We start from the raw sequence: 17,875 nt of genomic DNA, 5'->3' as shown, positions 1-17,875 counted from the left end.
CACGCTGAGCCAGCAACTGCCCTTCGGCAGTCAGGTGCAGACGGCGGCTGGTGCGTTCCAGCAGCCGCACCCCTAAGGGCTGCTCCAACTGTCGCAGCCGCTGGGTCACGGCCGAAGGGGTGACGTCCAGCGCTCGCGCCGCCGCGGCCAGGGACGAAGCGCCACTGACGACGCCGAAGAACTCAAGATCCTGGGAGGTGATCATGAAGATCGAGCTTAATGCAGGTTGCAGCTCCGTTAAATAGCGCCTGAACTCCGATCCGGTTATCTTGCACCCCACCATCGCACACGGATCCGTCGGACCATGACCACCACTGATGCTCTCAGCTCTTTGTCGACCCCCAGCCTGATCCTCGACGAAGGCCGCATGCTGCGGAACGTTGACCGCTTACGCCAGCACCTCGACCCGTTGGGCGTCACCATCCGCCCACACCTGAAAACGGTGAAGTCCGTTGAAGCAGCCAAGCGTGTGCTGACTGGCGGGAATGGTCCAGCTACGGTCTCAACCCTCAAGGAGGCCGAAGTCTTCGCGGCCGAAGGGGTGAAGGACATCCTGTATGCGGTCGGCATCGCGCCACAGAAGCTACCCCGTGTGCTGGCTTTGCGTGCCATGGGCTGCGACTTGACCGTCGTGCTGGATTCGCCGGAGCAGGCGACAGCCGTGGCCAATGCCTCGCGTGAGGCCGGCGATGCCATCCCGGTGCTGATCGAAATCGATTCCGACGGACACCGCTCCGGCTTGCGTCCCGATGACCCTGCCGTGGTCTCCATCGGCCGCATCCTTGCTGACGGCGGCGCCGCCCTGCGCGGGGTCGTCACCCATGCTGGAGAAAGCTATGGCGCGGTCGGCGCCGAGGCGCTGGCCGACTTCGCCGAGCGCGAGCGGCTCGCGGCGGTTACCGCGGCCGGGGCGTTGCGGGCTGCCGGGCTGCCGTGCCCGGTGGTGAGCGTCGGTTCCACCCCGACGGCTCATTTCGCCCGGGACCTGTCCGGCGTGACGGAAGTCCGTGCAGGGGTCTACGCCTTCTTCGATCTTGTGATGGCCGGCATAGGCGTCTGCACGCCTGACGACATTGCACTGTCAGTTCTGACAACGGTGATCGGTCACCAGAAGGAACGTGGCTGGATCATGGTGGATGCCGGCTGGATGGCACTGTCGCGCGACCGCGGCACGGCGAACCAGGCGGTGGACCAGGGTTATGGCCTGGTCTGTGACATCGAAGGCCGCGTGCTCGACGGTCTGGTTGTCGCCTCCGCGAACCAGGAACACGGCGTCATCGCTCTCCGGCCCGGCAGCAGTGCCAGCCTTCCCGACCTCGCGGTCGGAACCGAGCTCCGCATCTTGCCTAACCATGCCTGCGCCACGGCCGCGCAATTTGATGGCTACGAGGTTATCCCGGCCGATCCTGCCCAACCGATGGCTTACTGGCCCCGGTTCCGGGGTTGGTGAGGCAACAGGAAGGATCATTCTGATGCTCTTCGTATCCGAAACTGAGTCCGCGGCGCTCGCGTCTCATGAGATGGCGAGGGAGGCCGTGCGGCAGGCGCTCATCGACGCCTGCGACGCTCAAACTAAGAGCTTTCCGGTTGTGCATGGCCACGGCTCAAACCTGGCGAACCGCTTCACGGTCAAGGCCGCGGCGGCCCGGGAGGTGGCCGGGCTGAAGGTGGGCTCGTACTGGCCAGGAAACCTGGACATTGGCCTGCCACGGCACAACTCGTTGATCCTCCTCTTCGATCAGGAGAAGGGCCGCATCGGCGCCGCGATCGAGGCCGGAACGCTCAACGCCTACCGCACGGCCGCAGCCGACGCCGTGGCGGCGGAAGCGCTGGCGCGCCGGGATGCCGCGACGCTGGCGATCTTCGGGGCCGGCCATCAGGCTCGCTACGAATGCACCGCGGTGGCCAAGGTCCGCCCGATCCGCCGCGTGCTGGTTGTTGCACGCAACCCGGCTCAGGCGACGGACATGATTGCCGAGCTTGCGGCACAGGGCATCGCGGCGGAACCTGCCTCGGCCGAGGCCGCCTGCTCGGCTGCCGACATCATCGTCACAGCGACCTCGGCAACCGCGCCGTTGTTCAGGGCAGAGTGGGTGAGGCCAGGGACGCATGTCGCTAGCATAGGCTCGGATGCAACGGGCAAGCAGGAGCTGCCACCTGAGCTTCTCGCCGGCGCGACCTTGTTCTGCGATCTGCCGAGTCAATCGCGCGTGATCGGCGAGTTCCAGCACGCACCGGACGGGGCCGATCTCATTGCCATCGGCGAAGTCCTGGCGGGGCGGCGCCCTGGCCGCCGATCGGACCACGAGATCACGGTCTTCGACAGCTCGGGGCTGTCGATCCAGGATCTCTACATCGCCCGTCACCTGTTGGCGAAGCGAGGGGCATCGCACGCGCAATAGCGACGAGGACGGGACGACACCCGCCCATGGAGATCGCCCGGACCTTCAGGATCAGGCCTTGTTGCTTCGCTCCCGCCTGATCCTCTCGGCCATGCCGGGGGACATAGGTCCGAGGTCTTCAAGATTGCGATCTTCCTTCGTGGCCTCGTGCGTCATGTTCACGAGCGGATCGAACGAAGGTTCAAGTGTTGGTTCATCCGCGGCCTGGCGCGTCTCCTTGGCCGCGATGCTCGCCTGTTCGGCTTTGTCCCGGGACATGTCGTGTCTCCTCTTTGCCCGACCAACGCAGCCATTTAGGCGTCGTTCCGGCAGGATGGGGCTTCGGCCGTGATCAACCCGACGAGAATGGGTTTGGCGTCGAGCCCTCGCAGACTTCCACATGATTGCTGGCGCATACCCGCAGAAAAGGCATGTCTCGAAGGTCAACTCGGGGTCATTCTCTGCCGATCCCCGACCGCTCGCGAACGTCTGCTTCGGCTAGGTTAGCTGCCCTCCGCCGCACTCCTCAGATGTGCCAGGAGTGGCCATTCGCAATCATCCTGGCCTGAGGTCACCCAGCAAGCTGGAGGCATTGTTCGAACGAAAAAGCCCAAGCTCCGGAGCGAACGGACAGGATACCTTCGCATCTCTGCCTCGCGCACTACGGGCCTGGGCTGATCGGCTACCAGACGGGCGCTCGCATAGTCAGGCAAGCGCAGGAACAGACCGAACCGGAGTACATCCGTCCGTGCACGGTCTCCTCGACGCTGGCGGTGACGCCCGCCGCTTCGAAGTCCACATACGATGTCCGCTGGGGTGAACCTAATATGGGGATTGAAATACAATCCGCAAGGGTCACGGAGATAGGGCAACCGGAATGACGACAGTGATGCTCGTCGGAGCGACAGGCTTGGTCGGCGGGGCAGTCCTACGGCAGGCGCAGAGTGATGCGCGCGTAGCCCGGATCGTCGCCCCGACCCGGCGCGAACTGCCGCCCCATCCCAAACTCGAAACCCCGCTGGTCGATTTGAGCAACTGCCGGCCGATGCTCCGTGGTGGGCAATCGATGGGGTGATCTGCACCTTGGGCACGACGATCCGCAAGGCGGGCTCGCAAGAGGCATTCCGCCGGGTTGACTACGACTACTCGCTGGCTGTCGCGCGGCTCGCCCGACAGCACAGCGCGCAAGCTTTTGCCCTGAACTCCGCAACAGGAGCCGATCCCGGATCACGCCTCTTCTACAACCGGGTCAAAGGCGACTTGGAAGAGGCAATCGGAGGCGTCGGATACCCGTCGCTGACCATCGTGCGCCCTGCCCTGATTGGCGGCGACCGCGACTAGTTTCGGCCCGCGGAGTTCGTGGCCATGCGGGTCTTGCGACTGGCCGAGCCGCTTCTACCACGCCGCTATCAGATCGTGCCGCACGAGCACATAGCCGGGGTTCTGCTGGAGGCGGCGGTCACCGCCCTGTGCGGAAAACACATCATCGAGTCCGACGCCATCATCTGAGGGGCGACGCGGACAAGGCGCATGGATCACTACTTCACCCGGGTAATTCCGGTATCCGCTACGGTCCGACGATGATCTGCTAAAAGGCGCTTGACCTTCCCATGATGGGAAGGTGCACCGTCTGCCCATCGTCAACGCCAACCGGAGTTCAGACCATGTGCGGATGCAGCACCCACCAGGCTCAGTCGAACACCACCACGGAGCGCGATCCCACGGCCGTGATCCTCAAGGTCGAGGACATGACTTGCGGACACTGCGCCAGCACGATCACTAAGGCCGTCGAGGCTGGATTGCTCGGGGCCCAGGTGCAGGCGGATCCGGCCACCAAGCTCGTTTCGATCCGGGGCACGCAAGACGTCGCCAAGGTCGAGGCACTGATTGCCGCCGCCGGCTACACCCCGACCGTTCCGGCACTCGGATGAGCGCAGGCGGGGTCCTGGTCCCTACCGGAGCCCGCCGCTTGAACCAAAAAGGACCCGGACCATGCACCGCTTCCAGGCCGACAACCTCTTCCACATCCCGAAGATGATGTGCGACCGCTGTGTCGCCGCCCTGACCAGCGCCCCGCACGCCATTGACGAGGTCGCTCGCGTTGAGGCCGACCTGATGGCGCGAACGGTTCGGGTCGTCTCACGGCACTACGAGTCCGCACTTCTGCGAACCCTGCGCGAGGCCGGCTTTCATGCCGAGCCTGTCCTGAAGCCTCTCGGGTAAGGAGATCGTCATGCAAACCCATGCTCATCACCGTCATGCCCATCACGACCATCATGGCTCCACGGCCGCTGCTCCGAGCCTCAATCGGGTGGCCTTCAGCGCCACCGTCCACTGCCTCACGGGCTGTGCCATCGGCGAGGTGCTCGGCATGGTGATCGGAACGGCCCTGGGCTGGAGCGCGGGCGCCACCATCGCGCTTGCGGTCGCCCTCGCCTTCCTGTTTGGCTACGCCCTCACGATGCTGCCCCTGCTGCGCAGCGGCATGGCACTCAGTTCCGCGGTCGGCCTGGCCTTCGCCTCGGACACCGCCTCGATCACCCTCATGGAGATCGTTGACAACGTCATCATGCTGGTGATCCCGGGCGCCATGGACGCGCCGCTGTCGAGCCCGCTCTTCTGGGGCAGCCTTGCGGTCGCCCTCGTGATCGCCGGCGCGTTCGCCTTCCCGCTCAACCGCTGGCTCATCGCCCGCGGGCGGGGGCATGCCCTCGTCCATGCCCATCACTGAAGGAGGCCACTATGCGCGTTCTTCGAATGATCCTGGCGGTCACAGCATTGGCCCTCGCGCCGACTTCGGTGGCTTGGGCCGACCCGGGCCATGCTGGCCATGACCACGCCGCGGAGGCGGCCTATGGAAGGCCCGGCGATCCCGCCAAGGGTGGGCGCGTCGTTCAGGTCGTCATGAAGGAGACCGACAGCGGCATGGCCTTCACACCGGCGCGCATCGAGGTCGCCCGGGGCGAGCAGGTCCAGTTCGTCCTGCGTAACGGCGGCGAGCTCGACCACGAGCTCGTCATCGGCACCGTCGAGGCGAATCGGGTGCATGCCGAGGAGATGGCGAACCATCCGGACATGGCCCATGAGGATCCGAACGCCAAGCGCCTCGGCCCGAAGACTTCCGGCGTGCTGCGCTGGCAGTTCACCCAGGCCGGCACGTTCGAGTACGCCTGTCTCATCCCCGGCCACCGCGAGGCGGGCATGGTCGGGACCGTGGTGGTGAAGTGAGGGGCATGGTTTGCCGTGGCGAGCGAATCCGCCATAACAGGACCTTGAGGCCCACAAAGGCCACAAAGACCCTAGAGGTAACCGTTTGGAAACCGGCTGCCCGGCAGATCATTACCCTGATCTCAGGAGCGAATCGTTGAACACCCTGTGGACCCACTTCCGGCGCCTCGTCACGAGCCTGATGCTCGTGGCCATGACGTCGTTCGTGCTCCACAGCGGCGCATTGGCCGGCATGCACCGGCATGGGCAGGGCGCGTCCGACTGCCAGCCGATAGCCTCCGCGGCGCACGGGCACCAGCATGGGGCGGCGGCGCACGTCCACCAGGCCGCGCACGATCACGGCGAAGGAGTGGCCCTCCAACATGCCCAGGCCGCGGCGGACGAGAGTGCACCCGACGACCAGACGTCCAAGGCCGGCCTCGACGGCGCCTGCTGCGCCAGCGCTTGCCCGATAGCCATGGCCCCGTTGGGACTGGATGCGATCTCCGCCCCGATGACTTTGGCGCTGTCACTCATACCAGGCAGCCAGCGCGGCTCCGGCATCGATCCCGGCCACCTGAAGCGCCCGCCACGAACCCTCAGCATCGTGTAACCAGCGACCGGCCCCAAGGCTGCGTCGCTCCCGACGCCGTGCTTATGATCCGGGGTTCTCCCAATGTTTATCCGCTCCACCGGCGCCCTGCGCCGCCTCCAGGCCATGCTGATCGGCCTGGGCCTTCTGACCACTATCGCCGCGGCGGTCGCCCATGAGGGGCACGACCACGGCGCCCCGCCACCGGCGGCGGTCACCACCAACAATCCACGGGTCACCGCGCAGTCGGATGCCTACGAGCTCGTCGGGGTGCTGCGCGGCGAGAGTCTCGGGATCTACCTGGACCGGTTCGCGTCGAACGAACCCGTGACCGATGCCAAGATGGCCGTGACCGTTGGCGGCGACGAGGAGGTTCAAGCCGAGGCGGCGCCCGACGGCACCTACACGGTGACCTCGGCCAAGTTCGCGGGCGAAGGCCCGCTGGAGCTCATCTTCGCGGTCACGGCGCCAGGCGGGGACGACCTGCTGATCGGCACCCTGCAGCTTCCCGCAAAGGCCGTTCCCGCGGCGCCCGCCCCGGCGCGCGGCTCCCCGCTCCAGGCCTTGCAGAACACGCCGACCGTGCGGCTCGGCAGCATCGAGGTGGCCACTCCTTATCTCATTGCCGGCGTCGCGCTCGCACTCGGCTTCTTGCTCGGCCTGGTGGTCCGGAGCCGGAGGAAGCTGGTGCCGGTGACCGGCCTGGCGCTCGTCCTGCTCGCTGTTTCGACCGCCTATGCCTTCGCCCATGAGGGGCATGACCATGGTGCTGATGCCGCCAAGGCCGCTCTCCCCGCCGGTGACACCCCGCGCCGCCTGCCGGACGGCACGGTGTTCGTGCCCAAGCCGAGCCAGCGCCTGCTCAACGTGCGCACGACCCTGACGAAGCCGGAGGAGGCGCAGAAGGCCGTGAGCCTGATCGGGCGCATCATCGCCGACCCCAACCGCTCCGGCCTCGTGCAGAGCATCAACGGAGGGCGCATCATCGCTCCCGAGAAGGGCCTACCCCGCATCGGGCAGGCGGTCCGGAAGGGCGACGTGCTGGCCCTGGTCGAGCAGGCGGTGCCCCAGGCCGACCGCACCACGCTGTCCGAGCGCGTCGGCGAGATCGAGCAGGAGATCGCGGTCGCCGAGACCAAGCTCAAGCGCGTGCGCCAGCTTTCGGATCGCGGCGTCGCGCCGCCGAGCCAGGTCACCGACGCCGAGATCGAGCTGGAGGGGCTGCGCCGTCGGCGTGAGATCGTGCGCCAGACCCGGATCGAGGCCGAGGTCCTGCGGGCACCCATCGACGGCGCCATCGCCGCCGCACGGGTGGTACCCGGCCAGGTTGTCGCCTCCCAAGACATCGTCTTCCAAATCGTCGACCCGAAGGGCCTCTGGGTCGAGGCGCTCGCCTATGGCGAGATCGATCCCGCCAAGGTCACCGGCGCCAGCGCCACGGCCGCCGATGGCACGCCCTTGAAGCTCACGTTCCAGGGCTTCAGCAAGGCGCTCCAGCAGCAGGCCACCGTGGTTCAGTTCGCCGTCGAGAACCCGCCCGGCAACCTGTCGGTCGGCTCGCCGGTGACAGTCTTTGCGCAGAACGGAGCCTCCGTCAGGGACATCATCATGCCCCGGGACGCCGTCGTGCGCGGCGCCAACGGCGAAGCGGTGGTCTGGCGCCACACGGATCCCGAGCGCTTCGAGGCACGGCCGGTGCGGACGGAGCCCTTCGACGCCACCCGGGTCGTCATCCGGGCCGGCCTTGCCGAGGGCGAGCGGATCGTGATCCGCGGCTCCGAACTCATCAACCAGATCCGGTGAGGCGGCGATGTTCAACTTCCTCGTCAGCAGCAGCCTCAAGAACCGCCTCTTCGTCATCGCGGCGGCGCTCGTCCTCGTCGCCTACGGCTCGTGGATCCTGCCGCGGGTGCCGGTCGACGTGTTCCCGGATCTCAACCGGCCCACCGTCACCCTGATGACCGAAGCCGAGGGCCTCGCGCCGCAGGAGGTGGAGCAGCTCGTCACCTACCCGCTGGAGACCGCGATGAACGGCATGCCGGGCGTGACCCGGGTGCGCTCGGTGTCCGGCGTCGGCCTGTCCATCGTCTATGTGGAGTTCGACTGGGGCACCGACATCTACCGCTCGCGCCAGCTCGTCGCCGAGCGCCTGGCGCTCGTCGGCGAGCAGCTCCCGACCGGCGTCACCCCACAGATGGGACCGGTCACGTCGATCATGGGCGAGATCATGCTGGTCGCTGTGACCAGCGACACGGTCTCGCCGATGGAGGTGCGCGAGATCGCCGACTTCATCATCCGGCCGCAGCTCCTCACCATCGCGGGCGTGGCCCAGGTCATCCCCATCGGCGGCGAGGTCCGGCAGTACCGCATCGTGCCCAACATCGCGGCCCTCCAGGCACTCGACGTCACGCACGAGCAGATCGAGGCCGCCGTCACCCGCTTCGGCACCAACACCGGCGGCGGCTTCGTCGACCAGCACGGGCGCGAGTACCTGATCCGCAATGTGGGCGTCACCAAGCGCCTGGAGGACCTGCGCAACACGGTGGTGGTCCACAAGCAGGGTCAGCCGGTCTTCCTGCACCAGGTAGCGCACGTCGACTTCGCTCCGCGGGTGAAGCGCGGCGACGCCGGCTTTCAGGGCAAGCCCGCGGTGATCGTCTCGATCCAGAAGCAGCCTGGCGCCGACACGGTCGACCTCACCGGCAAGATCGAAGCCGCGCTGGCCGAGATCCAGAAGACCCTGCCGCAGGGCGTGTCGGCTACGAACCTTCAGTTCCGGCAAGCCACCTTCATCGAGACCTCTGTCGACAACGTGAAGCGGGTGCTGCTGGAGGCCGCCGCCGTCGTCGCCGTGATCCTGATCCTGTTCCTGATGAACGTGCGGGCGACCGTGATCTCGTTGACCGCGATCCCGATCTCGATCCTGGTGACCGTGCTCGTGTTCAACGCCTTCGGGCTCACCATCAACACCATGACGCTGGGCGGCCTGGCTATCGCCATCGGCGAGCTCGTCGACGACGCCGTGGTCGACGTCGAGAACATCCTGCGCCGGCTCAAGGAGAACCGGGAACTGCCTGACCCGCGGCCCGTGCTGGAGGTGATCGCCGCCGCAAGCCAGGAGGTCCGCTCCGGCATCGTCTATGCCACGATGATCATCATCCTGGTGTTCATCCCGCTCTTCGCGCTGTCGGGCATCGAGGGGCGCCTCTTCGCGCCGCTCGGCGTGGCCTACATCGTGTCGATCCTGGCCTCGCTCGTCACCTCAATCACCGTGACGCCGGTGCTGGCCTACTACCTGCTCTCCGGGCGGGTGAAGGGCCACGAGCACGACAGCTTCGTGGTGCGGCACCTCAAGCGCGGCAACGCAGCCCTGCTGCGCTGGGCCTTCGGGCACCGCGGCGTCCTGTTCACGACCGTGCTGCTGGGAGTCGGCCTCGCGGCCTACGGGGCAACGCTGCTGCCGCGGGCCTTCCTGCCGCCGTTCAACGAAGGCACGCTCACCATCAGCCTCGCCTACAACCCGGGCATTGCGCTCGCCGAGAGCCACCGCCTCGGGCTGGTGGCCGAAGGCCTGATCAAGGACGTACCCGAGGTGATCTCGGTCGGACGCCGCACCGGCCGCGCCGAGCTCGACGAGCACGCGGAGGGCGTGCACTCCTCCGAGATCGACGTCGACCTGAAGCGGTCGGAGCGCTCGAAGGAGGAGGTCATGGGCGACATCCGTGCCCGCTTGGCCGTCCTGCCGGCGACGCTCAACGTGGGCCAGCCGATCTCGCACCGTCTCGATCACATGCTCTCAGGGGTGCGTGCCGAGATCGCGCTCAAGATCTACGGGGAGGACATCGACACCCTGCGCACCCTGGCGGAAGGGTTGCGCGAGCGGTTGTCGGGCGTCGAAGGTCTCGTCGACCTCCAGGTCGAGAAGCAGGTGCGCATCCCGCAACTGCGCATCGACGTCGATTACGAGAAGGCTGCCCTCTACGGCCTGACGCCGGCGACGGTGACGCAAGGTCTGGAGACGATGTCGAACGGGCGCACGGTCTCGCAGATCGTCGAGGGCAATCGCCGCTTCGACGTGGTCATGCGCCTGTCCGACCAGGACCGCTCCACCACGGGCCTCGGCGACCTGCTCATCGCCACGCCAACGGGCCACGTGCCGCTGCGCATGATCGCAAGCGTCGTGGAGACGGACGGGCCGAACCAGGTGCTGCGCGAGAACGGCCAACGCCGCATTGCGGTTCTCGGCAACACCGACGGCCGGCGCGACATGGCGGCGATCATTGCCGACATCCGCCGCATCACCTCGGAGACCCAATGGCCGCAGGGCTACGTCACCCGCCTGGAGGGCACTTTCCAGGCACAGGAGGAGGCCACGCTCCGTATCGGGGCGCTGTCGCTCCTGTCGCTCGCGATGGTGTTCGTGGTGCTCTACAGCCGCTACCAGTCGCCGGCCCTGGCGCTGATCATCATGGGCAACATCCCGCTGGCGCTCATCGGAAGCGTGATCGCCCTCAACATCGCCGGCCAGCCGCTCTCGGTCGCGTCGATGATCGGCTTCATCACGCTCGCCGGCATCTCGGCCCGCAACGGCATCCTGAAGGTCTCGCACTACATCAACCTCGCGCTCTACGAGGGCGAGCGGTTCGGCAAGGACATGGTCATTCGTGGCAGCCTGGAGCGGCTGACCCCGGTGCTGATGACCGCGCTCTCGGCCGGCCTCGCACTCATCCCGCTCCTGATCGGGGCGGACGAGCCCGGGCGAGAGATCCTGCATCCGGTAGCGGTGACGATCTTTGGCGGGCTGATCTCGGCGACGCTGATCGACACCTTCCTCACCCCGGTGCTGTTCCTGACCTTCGGCCGCAAGCCCCTGGAACGCATCCAGGCCAGCCGCGAGGGCCACGCCGGCGGCCTCACCCCGGCAGAGGCCTTCTGACCCACGACACAAGGAGAACCACCATGAAGCATCTCATCCTCGCGCTTACCATCGCAGCCTCGCCTCTTGCAGCCGCTGCTCATGAGATGGCCAAGGGCCCGAACGGCGGTCCCGTCGTCGACAGCGCCGGCCACCACGTCGAGATGGTCGCCAAGGGCTCCGAGCTCGTCCTGTTCCTCACCGAGGCGGACGACAAGCCGCTGCCGTCCGCAGGCACGAAGAACGCCCGCGCCATCGTGCAGGATGGCGGCAAGACGGCGACCGTCCCGCTCCAGCCGGCCGATCCTAACAGGCTCGTCGGCACCCTGACCCAGCCGCTTGGATCAGGCGCCCGCGTGGTCGTCTCGGCGACCATGGCCGACGGTCACGCCGTCCAGGCCCGCTTCGTCAACAACTGACCTTCCCTCACGCCAAGGAGAAAAACGATGAAGACCATCACGAAATCCATCGCCGTTCTCGCGATCACCGCCGTGGCCGGCATGGCCTACGCGCAGACCTCGCATCAGGGCCACGGCAGCATGCCGATGTCCGGCGCCATGCCCATGGGCCACATGGACCCGGCGGCGATGCAGAAGATGATGCAGGCCATGATGCCGTCGCCGAACGATCCGGCATCCACGAAGGACTTCAAGGCGGCGGACATGAAGATGATGCACAACATGCACGTGCCCTACACAGGCAACGCGGACGTGGACTTCCGCACGCACATGATCCCGCACCACCAGGGCGCCGTCGAGATGGCGAAGGTCGCCCTCAAGCATGCCAAGGATCCCGAGACGAAGAAGATGGCCCAGAAGATCATCGACGATCAGGAGAAGGAGATCGCCGAGATGCAGGACTGGCTGAAGAAGAACGGCAAGTAGGATCCCACGGCCGGTCGTCGGCCAAGGTGTACGCCCTAACCCGGAGCGGCCATGGGCCGCTCCCCCAGCACCAGGTTGAGACTCCATCTCAGTCTGGAGCAACGAAAGCGATCCGATGCACCATCATACCCTGCACGATTGGCAGCACGAGCATGTCTTCCTTGGCGAGCACCACGACCGGCACGAGCGGCGAACCTGGCTGGTGGTAGGCTTGACCGCGGCGATGATGGTCGCCGAGATCATCGCAGGAACGATCTTCGGGTCCATGGCGCTGGTGGCCGACGGCTGGCACATGTCGACCCACGCCGCAGCGCTCGCCATTGCAGCGCTGGCCTATCGCTTCGCCCGCAAGCACGCCCACGATCCCCGCTTCTCGTTCGGGACCGGCAAGGTTGGCGAGCTCGCGGCGTTCTCCAGCTCAATTATCCTGGCGCTCATTGCTCTGCTGATCGGCTACGAGAGCCTCGTGCGCCTGATGAACCCGGTATCGATCCAGTTTGGCGAAGCGACGGCGGTTGCGGTGATCGGGCTCGCCGTGAACCTCGCCAGCGCCTGGCTGCTGGCCTGTGACCATCATCACGGCCATAATCACGGTCATCATCATGGCCACGGCCATAAGCACGATCATGACCATGAAGATCACCACCACGGCCATACGCACAGCGATCATCATCATAGCGGCGACACGAACATCCGCGCCGCCTACCTGCACGTTCTCGCCGACGCCCTGACCTCAGTTCTCGCCATCGTGGCGCTGCTTGCCGGTCGCTTCTATGGCTGGAGCTGGCTCGATCCCGTGATGGGTGTGGTGGGCGCTGTCGTCATCGCGCTGTGGTCATGGGGGCTGATCCGCACAGCCGGCGCCACCCTCCTCGACGCGGTTCCCGACCAGGCGCTTGCACGCTCGGTGCGCGAACGCATTGAGCTCGGGGAGGACTGCGTGACGGACCTCCACCTCTGGCGCTTGGGGCCCGGCCATGCCGGCCTGATTGTCTCGGTCGTGTCGGACGCCCCCCAGCCGCCGGACGTCTACAAGCAGAGGCTCTCCAGCATTGAAGGGCTGCCCCACGTGACCGTTGAGGTCCATCCTTGTCCCAACCACCCGCAGCGCGAGGCAGCCTGAGCGGCTGTCGGAAAGGCGATCCGATGAACACCATTCACATGACCCGGCGCAGTCTCGTCACAAACCTCGCAGCCAGCGCCCTGCTGGCGCATTCCGGCCCGCTACAGGCCCAGGGGCTATCCAAAATAGTCGTCAGCAAGGATCCGACTTGCGGCTGCTGCACAGGCTGGGTCGACCATCTGCGTCAGGCGGGCTTCTCCGCAGACGTGATCGAAACGTCGGAGATCAACCGGGTGAAGGTGCGCCTCGGCGTGCCGAATGATCTCGCCTCCTGCCACACCGCCGAGATCGCCGGCTATGTTATCGAGGGCCACGTGCCGGCCGACGCGATCAAGCGCCTCCTCTCCGAGAAACCCAAAGCCAAGGGGTTGGCTGTGACCGGTATGCCGACAGGATCGCCGGGCATGGAGATGGAGGGCATGGCGCCGGAAACCTACGAGGTGGTCCTGTTCGGGCCGTCTGTCCGCGAGACCTTCGCCCGATACGAGGGCGCGCGCCTGCTCTGACCCCTGTCCTTACGAAAGGAGATTGTCCATGGCCCGCCTATGGATCGTGATGGCCGCAACCCTCGTTGCCGTTGGCGCCGCCCAAGCCCAGCATGCTTCCCCTTCGCCCTACGCCGGCATGGAGGCGCGACAGATCAAGGTGCTGTCCGACCAGCAGATCGCCGATCTTCGCGCCGGCCGAGGCATGGGCTTGGCGCTGTCAGCGGAGCTCAATGGGTACCCCGGCCCGATCCATGTCCTGGAACTCGGCGACCAGCTCGGGCTATCTGGGGAGCAGCGCACCCGGGTACAGGAACTCCATACAGCCATGAGGGCGGAGACGGTGCCGCTGGGCGAGCGTCTGATCGCGCAGGAGGCGGACCTCGACTGGCAGTTCGCCAACAAGGCAGTCACCCCGGCAAGCCTGCAGGCCGCCACGGCCGAAATTGGTGCGACCCAGGGCGCGCTGCGCGGAGCGCACTTGCGCTACCACCTCTCCACTCTGGAGATCCTCACGCCCGAGCAGGTGCGCCGGTATGGCGAGCTACGTGGCTATGGGGTCTCGGCAGGCCACGGGCATGGCCCCAAGGGCCACCACTGATCGCCCTTTCGCCTCCATCGCGATGCTTGCCGAGATACCATCAAGAACTGTCCGGCGAGTTCTCAATCGCGCGTCGATCCCATCGGCAACGAAGGTACGCATGGGGTCAAAGTGTAGCATTGGGTGGACCAAATGAAGGTCCGCTCGTCGCGCTTTTGCAGAAATTTAGCGTATTTCTGGAACGTGCCACCTAAGCGACCTTCCGGCTCTGCGGATTTCGCGGAATGCCGTTCATGGAACAGTTTTGGGCTACGCTACGCGCCTAGCCCTTCTGCCTTATGTGGAAATCATGGTTCATGCAATCAGAGCGTTCACCGTGCAGACGACGCCGGTCGGGGCAAACTCGATCTGCACTTCACCGTCGAGATCTTGGGCCAGGCTGCGCTCGATCAGGCGGGTGCCGAACCCTCGGCGGGTGGGCGCCACCACCGCTGGTCCTCCGCTCTCTTCCCATCGCAGGTGAAGGCGGGCAGGAGATTGGAGACCATCGATCCTCCAGGTGATCCTGATCGTGCCTGTGGCGTTGGAAAGAGCCCCATACTTCACTGCATTGGTGGCAAGCTCCTGGAGCGCCATAGCGAGCGCCAGCGCCATCCGGGGCGGAAGGCGAACCCAGGTCCCCTCCAGGTGGAAACGATCCTCGCCTTGGCCCCTGTAGGGCTCTACCGCCTGCGCTACGATCTCGCGCAGCTCCGCGCTTTCCCAGTTCTCCCGAGTGAGCACATCGTGCGTTCGTGAAAGCGCCAGCAGGCGTCCTTCAAGAGCATCCTTGGCGCTCTGGGCTGTTGCCGCATTGCGGAGTGTCTGTGAGGTGATCGACTGCACCGTCGCCAGGGTATTCTTCACCCGATGGTTCAGCTCGTTGATGAGAAGGCGCTGGTGCTCCTGGGCCTTCTTTTCAGCGCTGATGTCACGCACCTCGATGATGGTACCGATAGCCTTGGCTTCCTCATTGTGGATCGGGCTTGCCGTGAAGGCAACCGGATAGAAACTACCGTCCTTGTGGACGAAGACCTCCTCGCCCTGGACCTGGTGCTCCTCCGGGAACGCCCGGTCGATGGGGCAATCTTCAAGGGGGAAGTGGCTGCCGTCAGGATGGGTATGATGGATTACATCGTGTAAGGGGCGCCCCGTCACCTCTGCAAGCGTGTAGCCCGTAAGCTTCTCGGCAGCCGCGTTCATGTAGACACAGTGCTGTTGGTCATCCATGAGGAAGATGGACACGGAGGCGTTGTTCAGCACCGCGTTCAGCCGCCGCTGGCTTTGCCGCAGGGCTTCCTCAGCTTCTTTGGCCGCAGTGATGTCGCGCGAGACCGAGAGGAGCTTTTCGACTTCCCCGTCCGCTCCCCTGATCGGGGTCACCGCCACGTCCCACCATTTAGGCGTTCCCTTAGCCGTCGGCGTCGGCCCCTGAAAACGAGCTGTACCGCCCGCCAGAGCGATCTCCACGGCTTGCCGGGCCTTCTCATGCTCCGGACCTGACCAGAAGGAGCGCCAGTCGCAACCCTGGATAACACCAAAGTCGTCGACCTCCATCACCTGCATGCCGCCTTGGCTCATGAACTGAAGCCGGGCGTCACTATCGAGCACCTTGATGCAGTCGCTGGAACTGTCCAGGATGCGGCGGTTGAACTCCTCGCTGGCGCGGAGCGCCTCCACGGACTGCTTGGCATCCGTGATGTCATAACCCTCGACGAAGATGCCGGTGACCCGCCCATCGGCATTCTTGATCGGCTGGTAGATGAAGTCGACGAAGCGCTCCTGCAAAGGGCCCCCAGGCTCCCGCTGAACGCGAACAGGCACACCCCGTCCAACGAAGGGCTCCCCGGTTCTGTGGACGTTATCCAAGAGCTCGAAGAAGCCTTGGCCCTCAAGCTCGGGCAGGACCTCGCGCACTGTCTTGCCGATCAGATCCCGATGCCCGACAAGCTGCAGGTAGGCATGGTTGGCCAGCTCGAAGATGTGGTCTCGGCCGCGCAGCATGACCATAATACCCGGGGCCTGCTCAAACATCTGCTGCAGCAGCTGGCGTTCCGCAACGTTCCTGCGCTCCGCCAGCACTTTCTCAGTGGTCTCTGTCGCGGCACAGAACATACCGGCGATCCGGTCATTCTCGTCCCAAGCAGGCGTATAGGAGAAGCTGAACCAGGCGTCCTCCAGATAGCCATGCCGTTGCATGGGGATCAGGAGATCCTCATGCCAGCTTGGCCTCCCTGCCAGCGTGTTATCGACCAGGGGCTTTATCTGGCTCCAGATGTCGGACCAGACCTCGGCGAAGGGACGGCCCAGCGCATCCGGGTGCTTGGCTCCGAAGATCGGCGCATAGGCATCGTTGTAGAGAAAGGCGAGTTCAGGCCCCCAGGCAATGAACATGGGCTGCTGAGCATTCAGCATCACGCGTACGAGGGCGCGCAGGGACTGGGGCCAGATCTGGGGATCGCCGAGCGGGGAGACCGTCCAATCGTGAGCACGCATGCGGGCGCCCATCCCGCCGCCGCCTTGGAGGAACGCCGGAACAGCCGGGGCAGCGTCCATAGGACGCTTAACCAGCACTGGGGGGATCCAGAGTGTTTTTAGAGGTTGAGCCAAGCAGGCGTTCCCTCTCGTCGAGCAGGCGGAGGGCGGCGCGAACCACCTCACTTGCGCTGCGGTATCGACCTGAAGCGACCTTGCTGTCGACAAGGGACTCCAGCTCGGGAGTGAGCGAGACGTTGCGTGTTTTACGGATTGCCATGGATGAGGTGCGAAGGAGGGGCAGAGGTGTCACAACGTTTGACACAGCTCTTCGTTCCAAGCTCGAGCGGCCCGCGGATATAAATCACGATGTGTGATCAGTGGCGAGAGAATAATTTCGCGGAACGGGCCTTAGGGAATGCAGCGCCACGCAATAGTCCGCTCAGGGTCAAACTCGGAAATTCAGGTGGGTGGAATGAAGGTCCGCTTTCCCGCGGTGACCTGACGTCAGAGATGTTAAAGGGAAAATCGGACAACACACTGACGCGGTGTCCTCAACAGCGCTTGACCGCTTATCAACCTCTTAACGGCATTGCGCTGGCTGACGGCAGCGGTACTAGACTTCGCTTACTGGGAGCAACCCAGACGCAGAAGGCTCACTTCTGATAAGTGCTTGTTATCAGGAGTGACACCCCCGTACAGTGGCCACTCACCATATTTGTCATAGGGCGGATGACATCCAGGGATCACAGTCAAAAACTCTAGCTATCGCCCTCCATCCCCAAAGCTGGCCATGAACCCGGTCATGGATCACCGGCAGGTATACTTCGGCACGTTTCAAGTGCCCGAGCCCGCAGATATGCCCCAAAGCGCCTCACCACGATCATCGGCTGTCGGTGATTACGTTTAGTTAAGCATTCGGATGGCTGGTCCGAACCAGCCCCATTCGCGTCACATCTCGGACCCATTCCGGATCTGTCATAGGCGCATGAGTGCTCAACCGGTCCAGTTGTTCTATCGTAGGTACGATCATGGGTGATGCGAGAAGTCGGGCAGGCTTACCATTCGAGGTTGTTGGGAAAGGCCTCTTAGCTGCAACCGTCATCGGCTCGGGGCTGCTTGCCTACTCGGTGCTGTTCTCCGGGACCGAAGAACAATCTGCTCAAGCTGAAATTGCGCGGCTTCATCAGCAGATCCAGACAGTCACGGCCGAACGCGACCAGTTCGCGCACG

At 65.2% G+C, this 17,875-nt stretch carries 22 protein-coding genes; 18 read left to right on the top strand and 4 right to left on the bottom strand.

The genetic code is table 11. From position 1 onward, the window contains the following. Positions 1-205, bottom strand: a 205-nt coding sequence (locus tag JQC81_RS29250; protein WP_203275300.1) for a LysR family transcriptional regulator, incomplete at its 3' end; no start/stop codon positions are given. A 99-nt stretch (positions 206-304) separates the two neighbouring features. Between JQC81_RS29250 and JQC81_RS29245 the strand changes: the two genes are divergently transcribed. Then, complete coding sequence (locus tag JQC81_RS29245; RefSeq protein WP_203275299.1) at positions 305-1,450, top strand: DSD1 family PLP-dependent enzyme; 1,146 nt, start codon at positions 305-307, stop codon at positions 1,448-1,450. A 22-nt stretch (positions 1,451-1,472) separates the two neighbouring features. Next, entirely contained in the window at positions 1,473-2,402 is a 930-nt protein-coding gene (locus JQC81_RS29240) for an ornithine cyclodeaminase family protein (RefSeq protein WP_203275298.1), read from the top strand. Positions 2,403-2,453: 51 nt separating this feature from the next. Here JQC81_RS29240 and JQC81_RS29235 read toward each other — a convergent pair whose 3' ends face one another. After that, entirely contained in the window at positions 2,454-2,660 is a 207-nt protein-coding gene (locus tag JQC81_RS29235) for a hypothetical protein (protein WP_203275297.1), read from the bottom strand. Positions 2,661-3,258: 598 nt separating this feature from the next. Here JQC81_RS29235 and JQC81_RS29230 point away from each other — a divergent pair. The 15 genes from JQC81_RS29230 to JQC81_RS29160 all read left to right on the top strand — a co-directional run bounded on the left by JQC81_RS29230 (position 3,259) and on the right by JQC81_RS29160 (position 14,188). Continuing rightward, on the top strand, positions 3,259-3,456 hold the full coding sequence (locus JQC81_RS29230; RefSeq protein ID WP_203275296.1) for a Rossmann-fold NAD(P)-binding domain-containing protein: 198 nt from the start codon (positions 3,259-3,261) through the stop codon (positions 3,454-3,456). An 8-nt stretch (positions 3,457-3,464) separates the two neighbouring features. Continuing rightward, a complete protein-coding gene (locus tag JQC81_RS29225; protein WP_203275295.1) occupies positions 3,465-3,722 on the top strand; it encodes a Rossmann-fold NAD(P)-binding domain-containing protein in 258 nt (85 codons plus the stop codon). 24 nt (positions 3,723-3,746) lie between these two features. Beyond that, complete coding sequence (locus tag JQC81_RS29220) at positions 3,747-3,890, top strand: hypothetical protein (protein WP_203275294.1); 144 nt, start codon at positions 3,747-3,749, stop codon at positions 3,888-3,890. A 155-nt stretch (positions 3,891-4,045) separates the two neighbouring features. Continuing rightward, complete coding sequence (locus JQC81_RS29215) at positions 4,046-4,312, top strand: heavy-metal-associated domain-containing protein (protein WP_203275293.1); 267 nt, start codon at positions 4,046-4,048, stop codon at positions 4,310-4,312. A 61-nt stretch (positions 4,313-4,373) separates the two neighbouring features. Continuing rightward, entirely contained in the window at positions 4,374-4,604 is a 231-nt protein-coding gene (locus JQC81_RS29210) for a heavy-metal-associated domain-containing protein (RefSeq protein WP_203275292.1), read from the top strand. A gap of 10 nt (positions 4,605-4,614) precedes the next feature. Continuing rightward, the gene (locus tag JQC81_RS29205; RefSeq protein WP_203275291.1) at positions 4,615-5,112 is read left to right on the top strand and encodes a DUF4396 domain-containing protein; all 498 of its coding nucleotides are present in this window, start codon (positions 4,615-4,617) and stop codon (positions 5,110-5,112) included. An 11-nt stretch (positions 5,113-5,123) separates the two neighbouring features. Beyond that, positions 5,124-5,609, top strand: a complete 486-nt coding sequence (locus JQC81_RS29200; protein ID WP_203275290.1) for a cupredoxin domain-containing protein — start codon at positions 5,124-5,126, stop codon at positions 5,607-5,609. Between the two features lie 136 nt (positions 5,610-5,745). Next, positions 5,746-6,201 (top strand): hypothetical protein, encoded by a 456-nt coding sequence (locus JQC81_RS29195; protein ID WP_203275289.1) that lies wholly within the window; start codon positions 5,746-5,748, stop codon positions 6,199-6,201. Between the two features lie 63 nt (positions 6,202-6,264). Further along, complete coding sequence (locus tag JQC81_RS29190) at positions 6,265-7,983, top strand: efflux RND transporter periplasmic adaptor subunit (RefSeq protein ID WP_203275288.1); 1,719 nt, start codon at positions 6,265-6,267, stop codon at positions 7,981-7,983. Between the two features lie 7 nt (positions 7,984-7,990). Then, positions 7,991-11,116 (top strand): efflux RND transporter permease subunit, encoded by a 3,126-nt coding sequence (locus JQC81_RS29185; protein WP_203275287.1) that lies wholly within the window; start codon positions 7,991-7,993, stop codon positions 11,114-11,116. Positions 11,117-11,139: 23 nt separating this feature from the next. After that, positions 11,140-11,514 (top strand): hypothetical protein, encoded by a 375-nt coding sequence (locus JQC81_RS29180; RefSeq protein ID WP_203275286.1) that lies wholly within the window; start codon positions 11,140-11,142, stop codon positions 11,512-11,514. Positions 11,515-11,541: 27 nt separating this feature from the next. Beyond that, positions 11,542-11,979: a CopM family metallochaperone gene (gene copM / locus JQC81_RS29175; protein ID WP_203275285.1), complete on the top strand. Its 438-nt coding sequence runs from the start codon at positions 11,542-11,544 to the stop codon at positions 11,977-11,979. Between the two features lie 115 nt (positions 11,980-12,094). After that, on the top strand, positions 12,095-13,102 hold the full coding sequence (dmeF, locus tag JQC81_RS29170; RefSeq protein ID WP_203275284.1) for a CDF family Co(II)/Ni(II) efflux transporter DmeF: 1,008 nt from the start codon (positions 12,095-12,097) through the stop codon (positions 13,100-13,102). A gap of 23 nt (positions 13,103-13,125) precedes the next feature. Further along, a complete protein-coding gene (locus tag JQC81_RS29165) occupies positions 13,126-13,608 on the top strand; it encodes a DUF411 domain-containing protein (RefSeq protein ID WP_203275283.1) in 483 nt (160 codons plus the stop codon). 28 nt (positions 13,609-13,636) lie between these two features. Further along, positions 13,637-14,188, top strand: a complete 552-nt coding sequence (locus JQC81_RS29160) for a Spy/CpxP family protein refolding chaperone (protein WP_203275282.1) — start codon at positions 13,637-13,639, stop codon at positions 14,186-14,188. Positions 14,189-14,482: 294 nt separating this feature from the next. On the opposite strand, the gene JQC81_RS29155 is transcribed toward JQC81_RS29160, so the two are convergent. Both JQC81_RS29155 and JQC81_RS29150 read right to left on the bottom strand, forming a co-directional pair. Then, a complete protein-coding gene (locus tag JQC81_RS29155; protein ID WP_203275281.1) occupies positions 14,483-16,723 on the bottom strand; it encodes a PAS domain-containing sensor histidine kinase in 2,241 nt (746 codons plus the stop codon). Positions 16,724-16,730: 7 nt separating this feature from the next. Next, a complete protein-coding gene (locus tag JQC81_RS29150; protein ID WP_203275280.1) occupies positions 16,731-16,922 on the bottom strand; it encodes a type II toxin-antitoxin system ParD family antitoxin in 192 nt (63 codons plus the stop codon). A 751-nt stretch (positions 16,923-17,673) separates the two neighbouring features. Between JQC81_RS29150 and JQC81_RS32800 the strand changes: the two genes are divergently transcribed. Beyond that, positions 17,674-17,875, top strand: a 202-nt coding sequence (locus JQC81_RS32800) for a hypothetical protein (protein WP_210347313.1), incomplete at its 3' end; no start/stop codon positions are given.

The organism is Microvirga arabica, assembly GCF_016811235.1.
GTDB lineage: Bacteria > Pseudomonadota > Alphaproteobacteria > Rhizobiales > Beijerinckiaceae > Microvirga > Microvirga arabica.
This window is presented reverse-complemented; position numbering and strand designations above follow the sequence as displayed.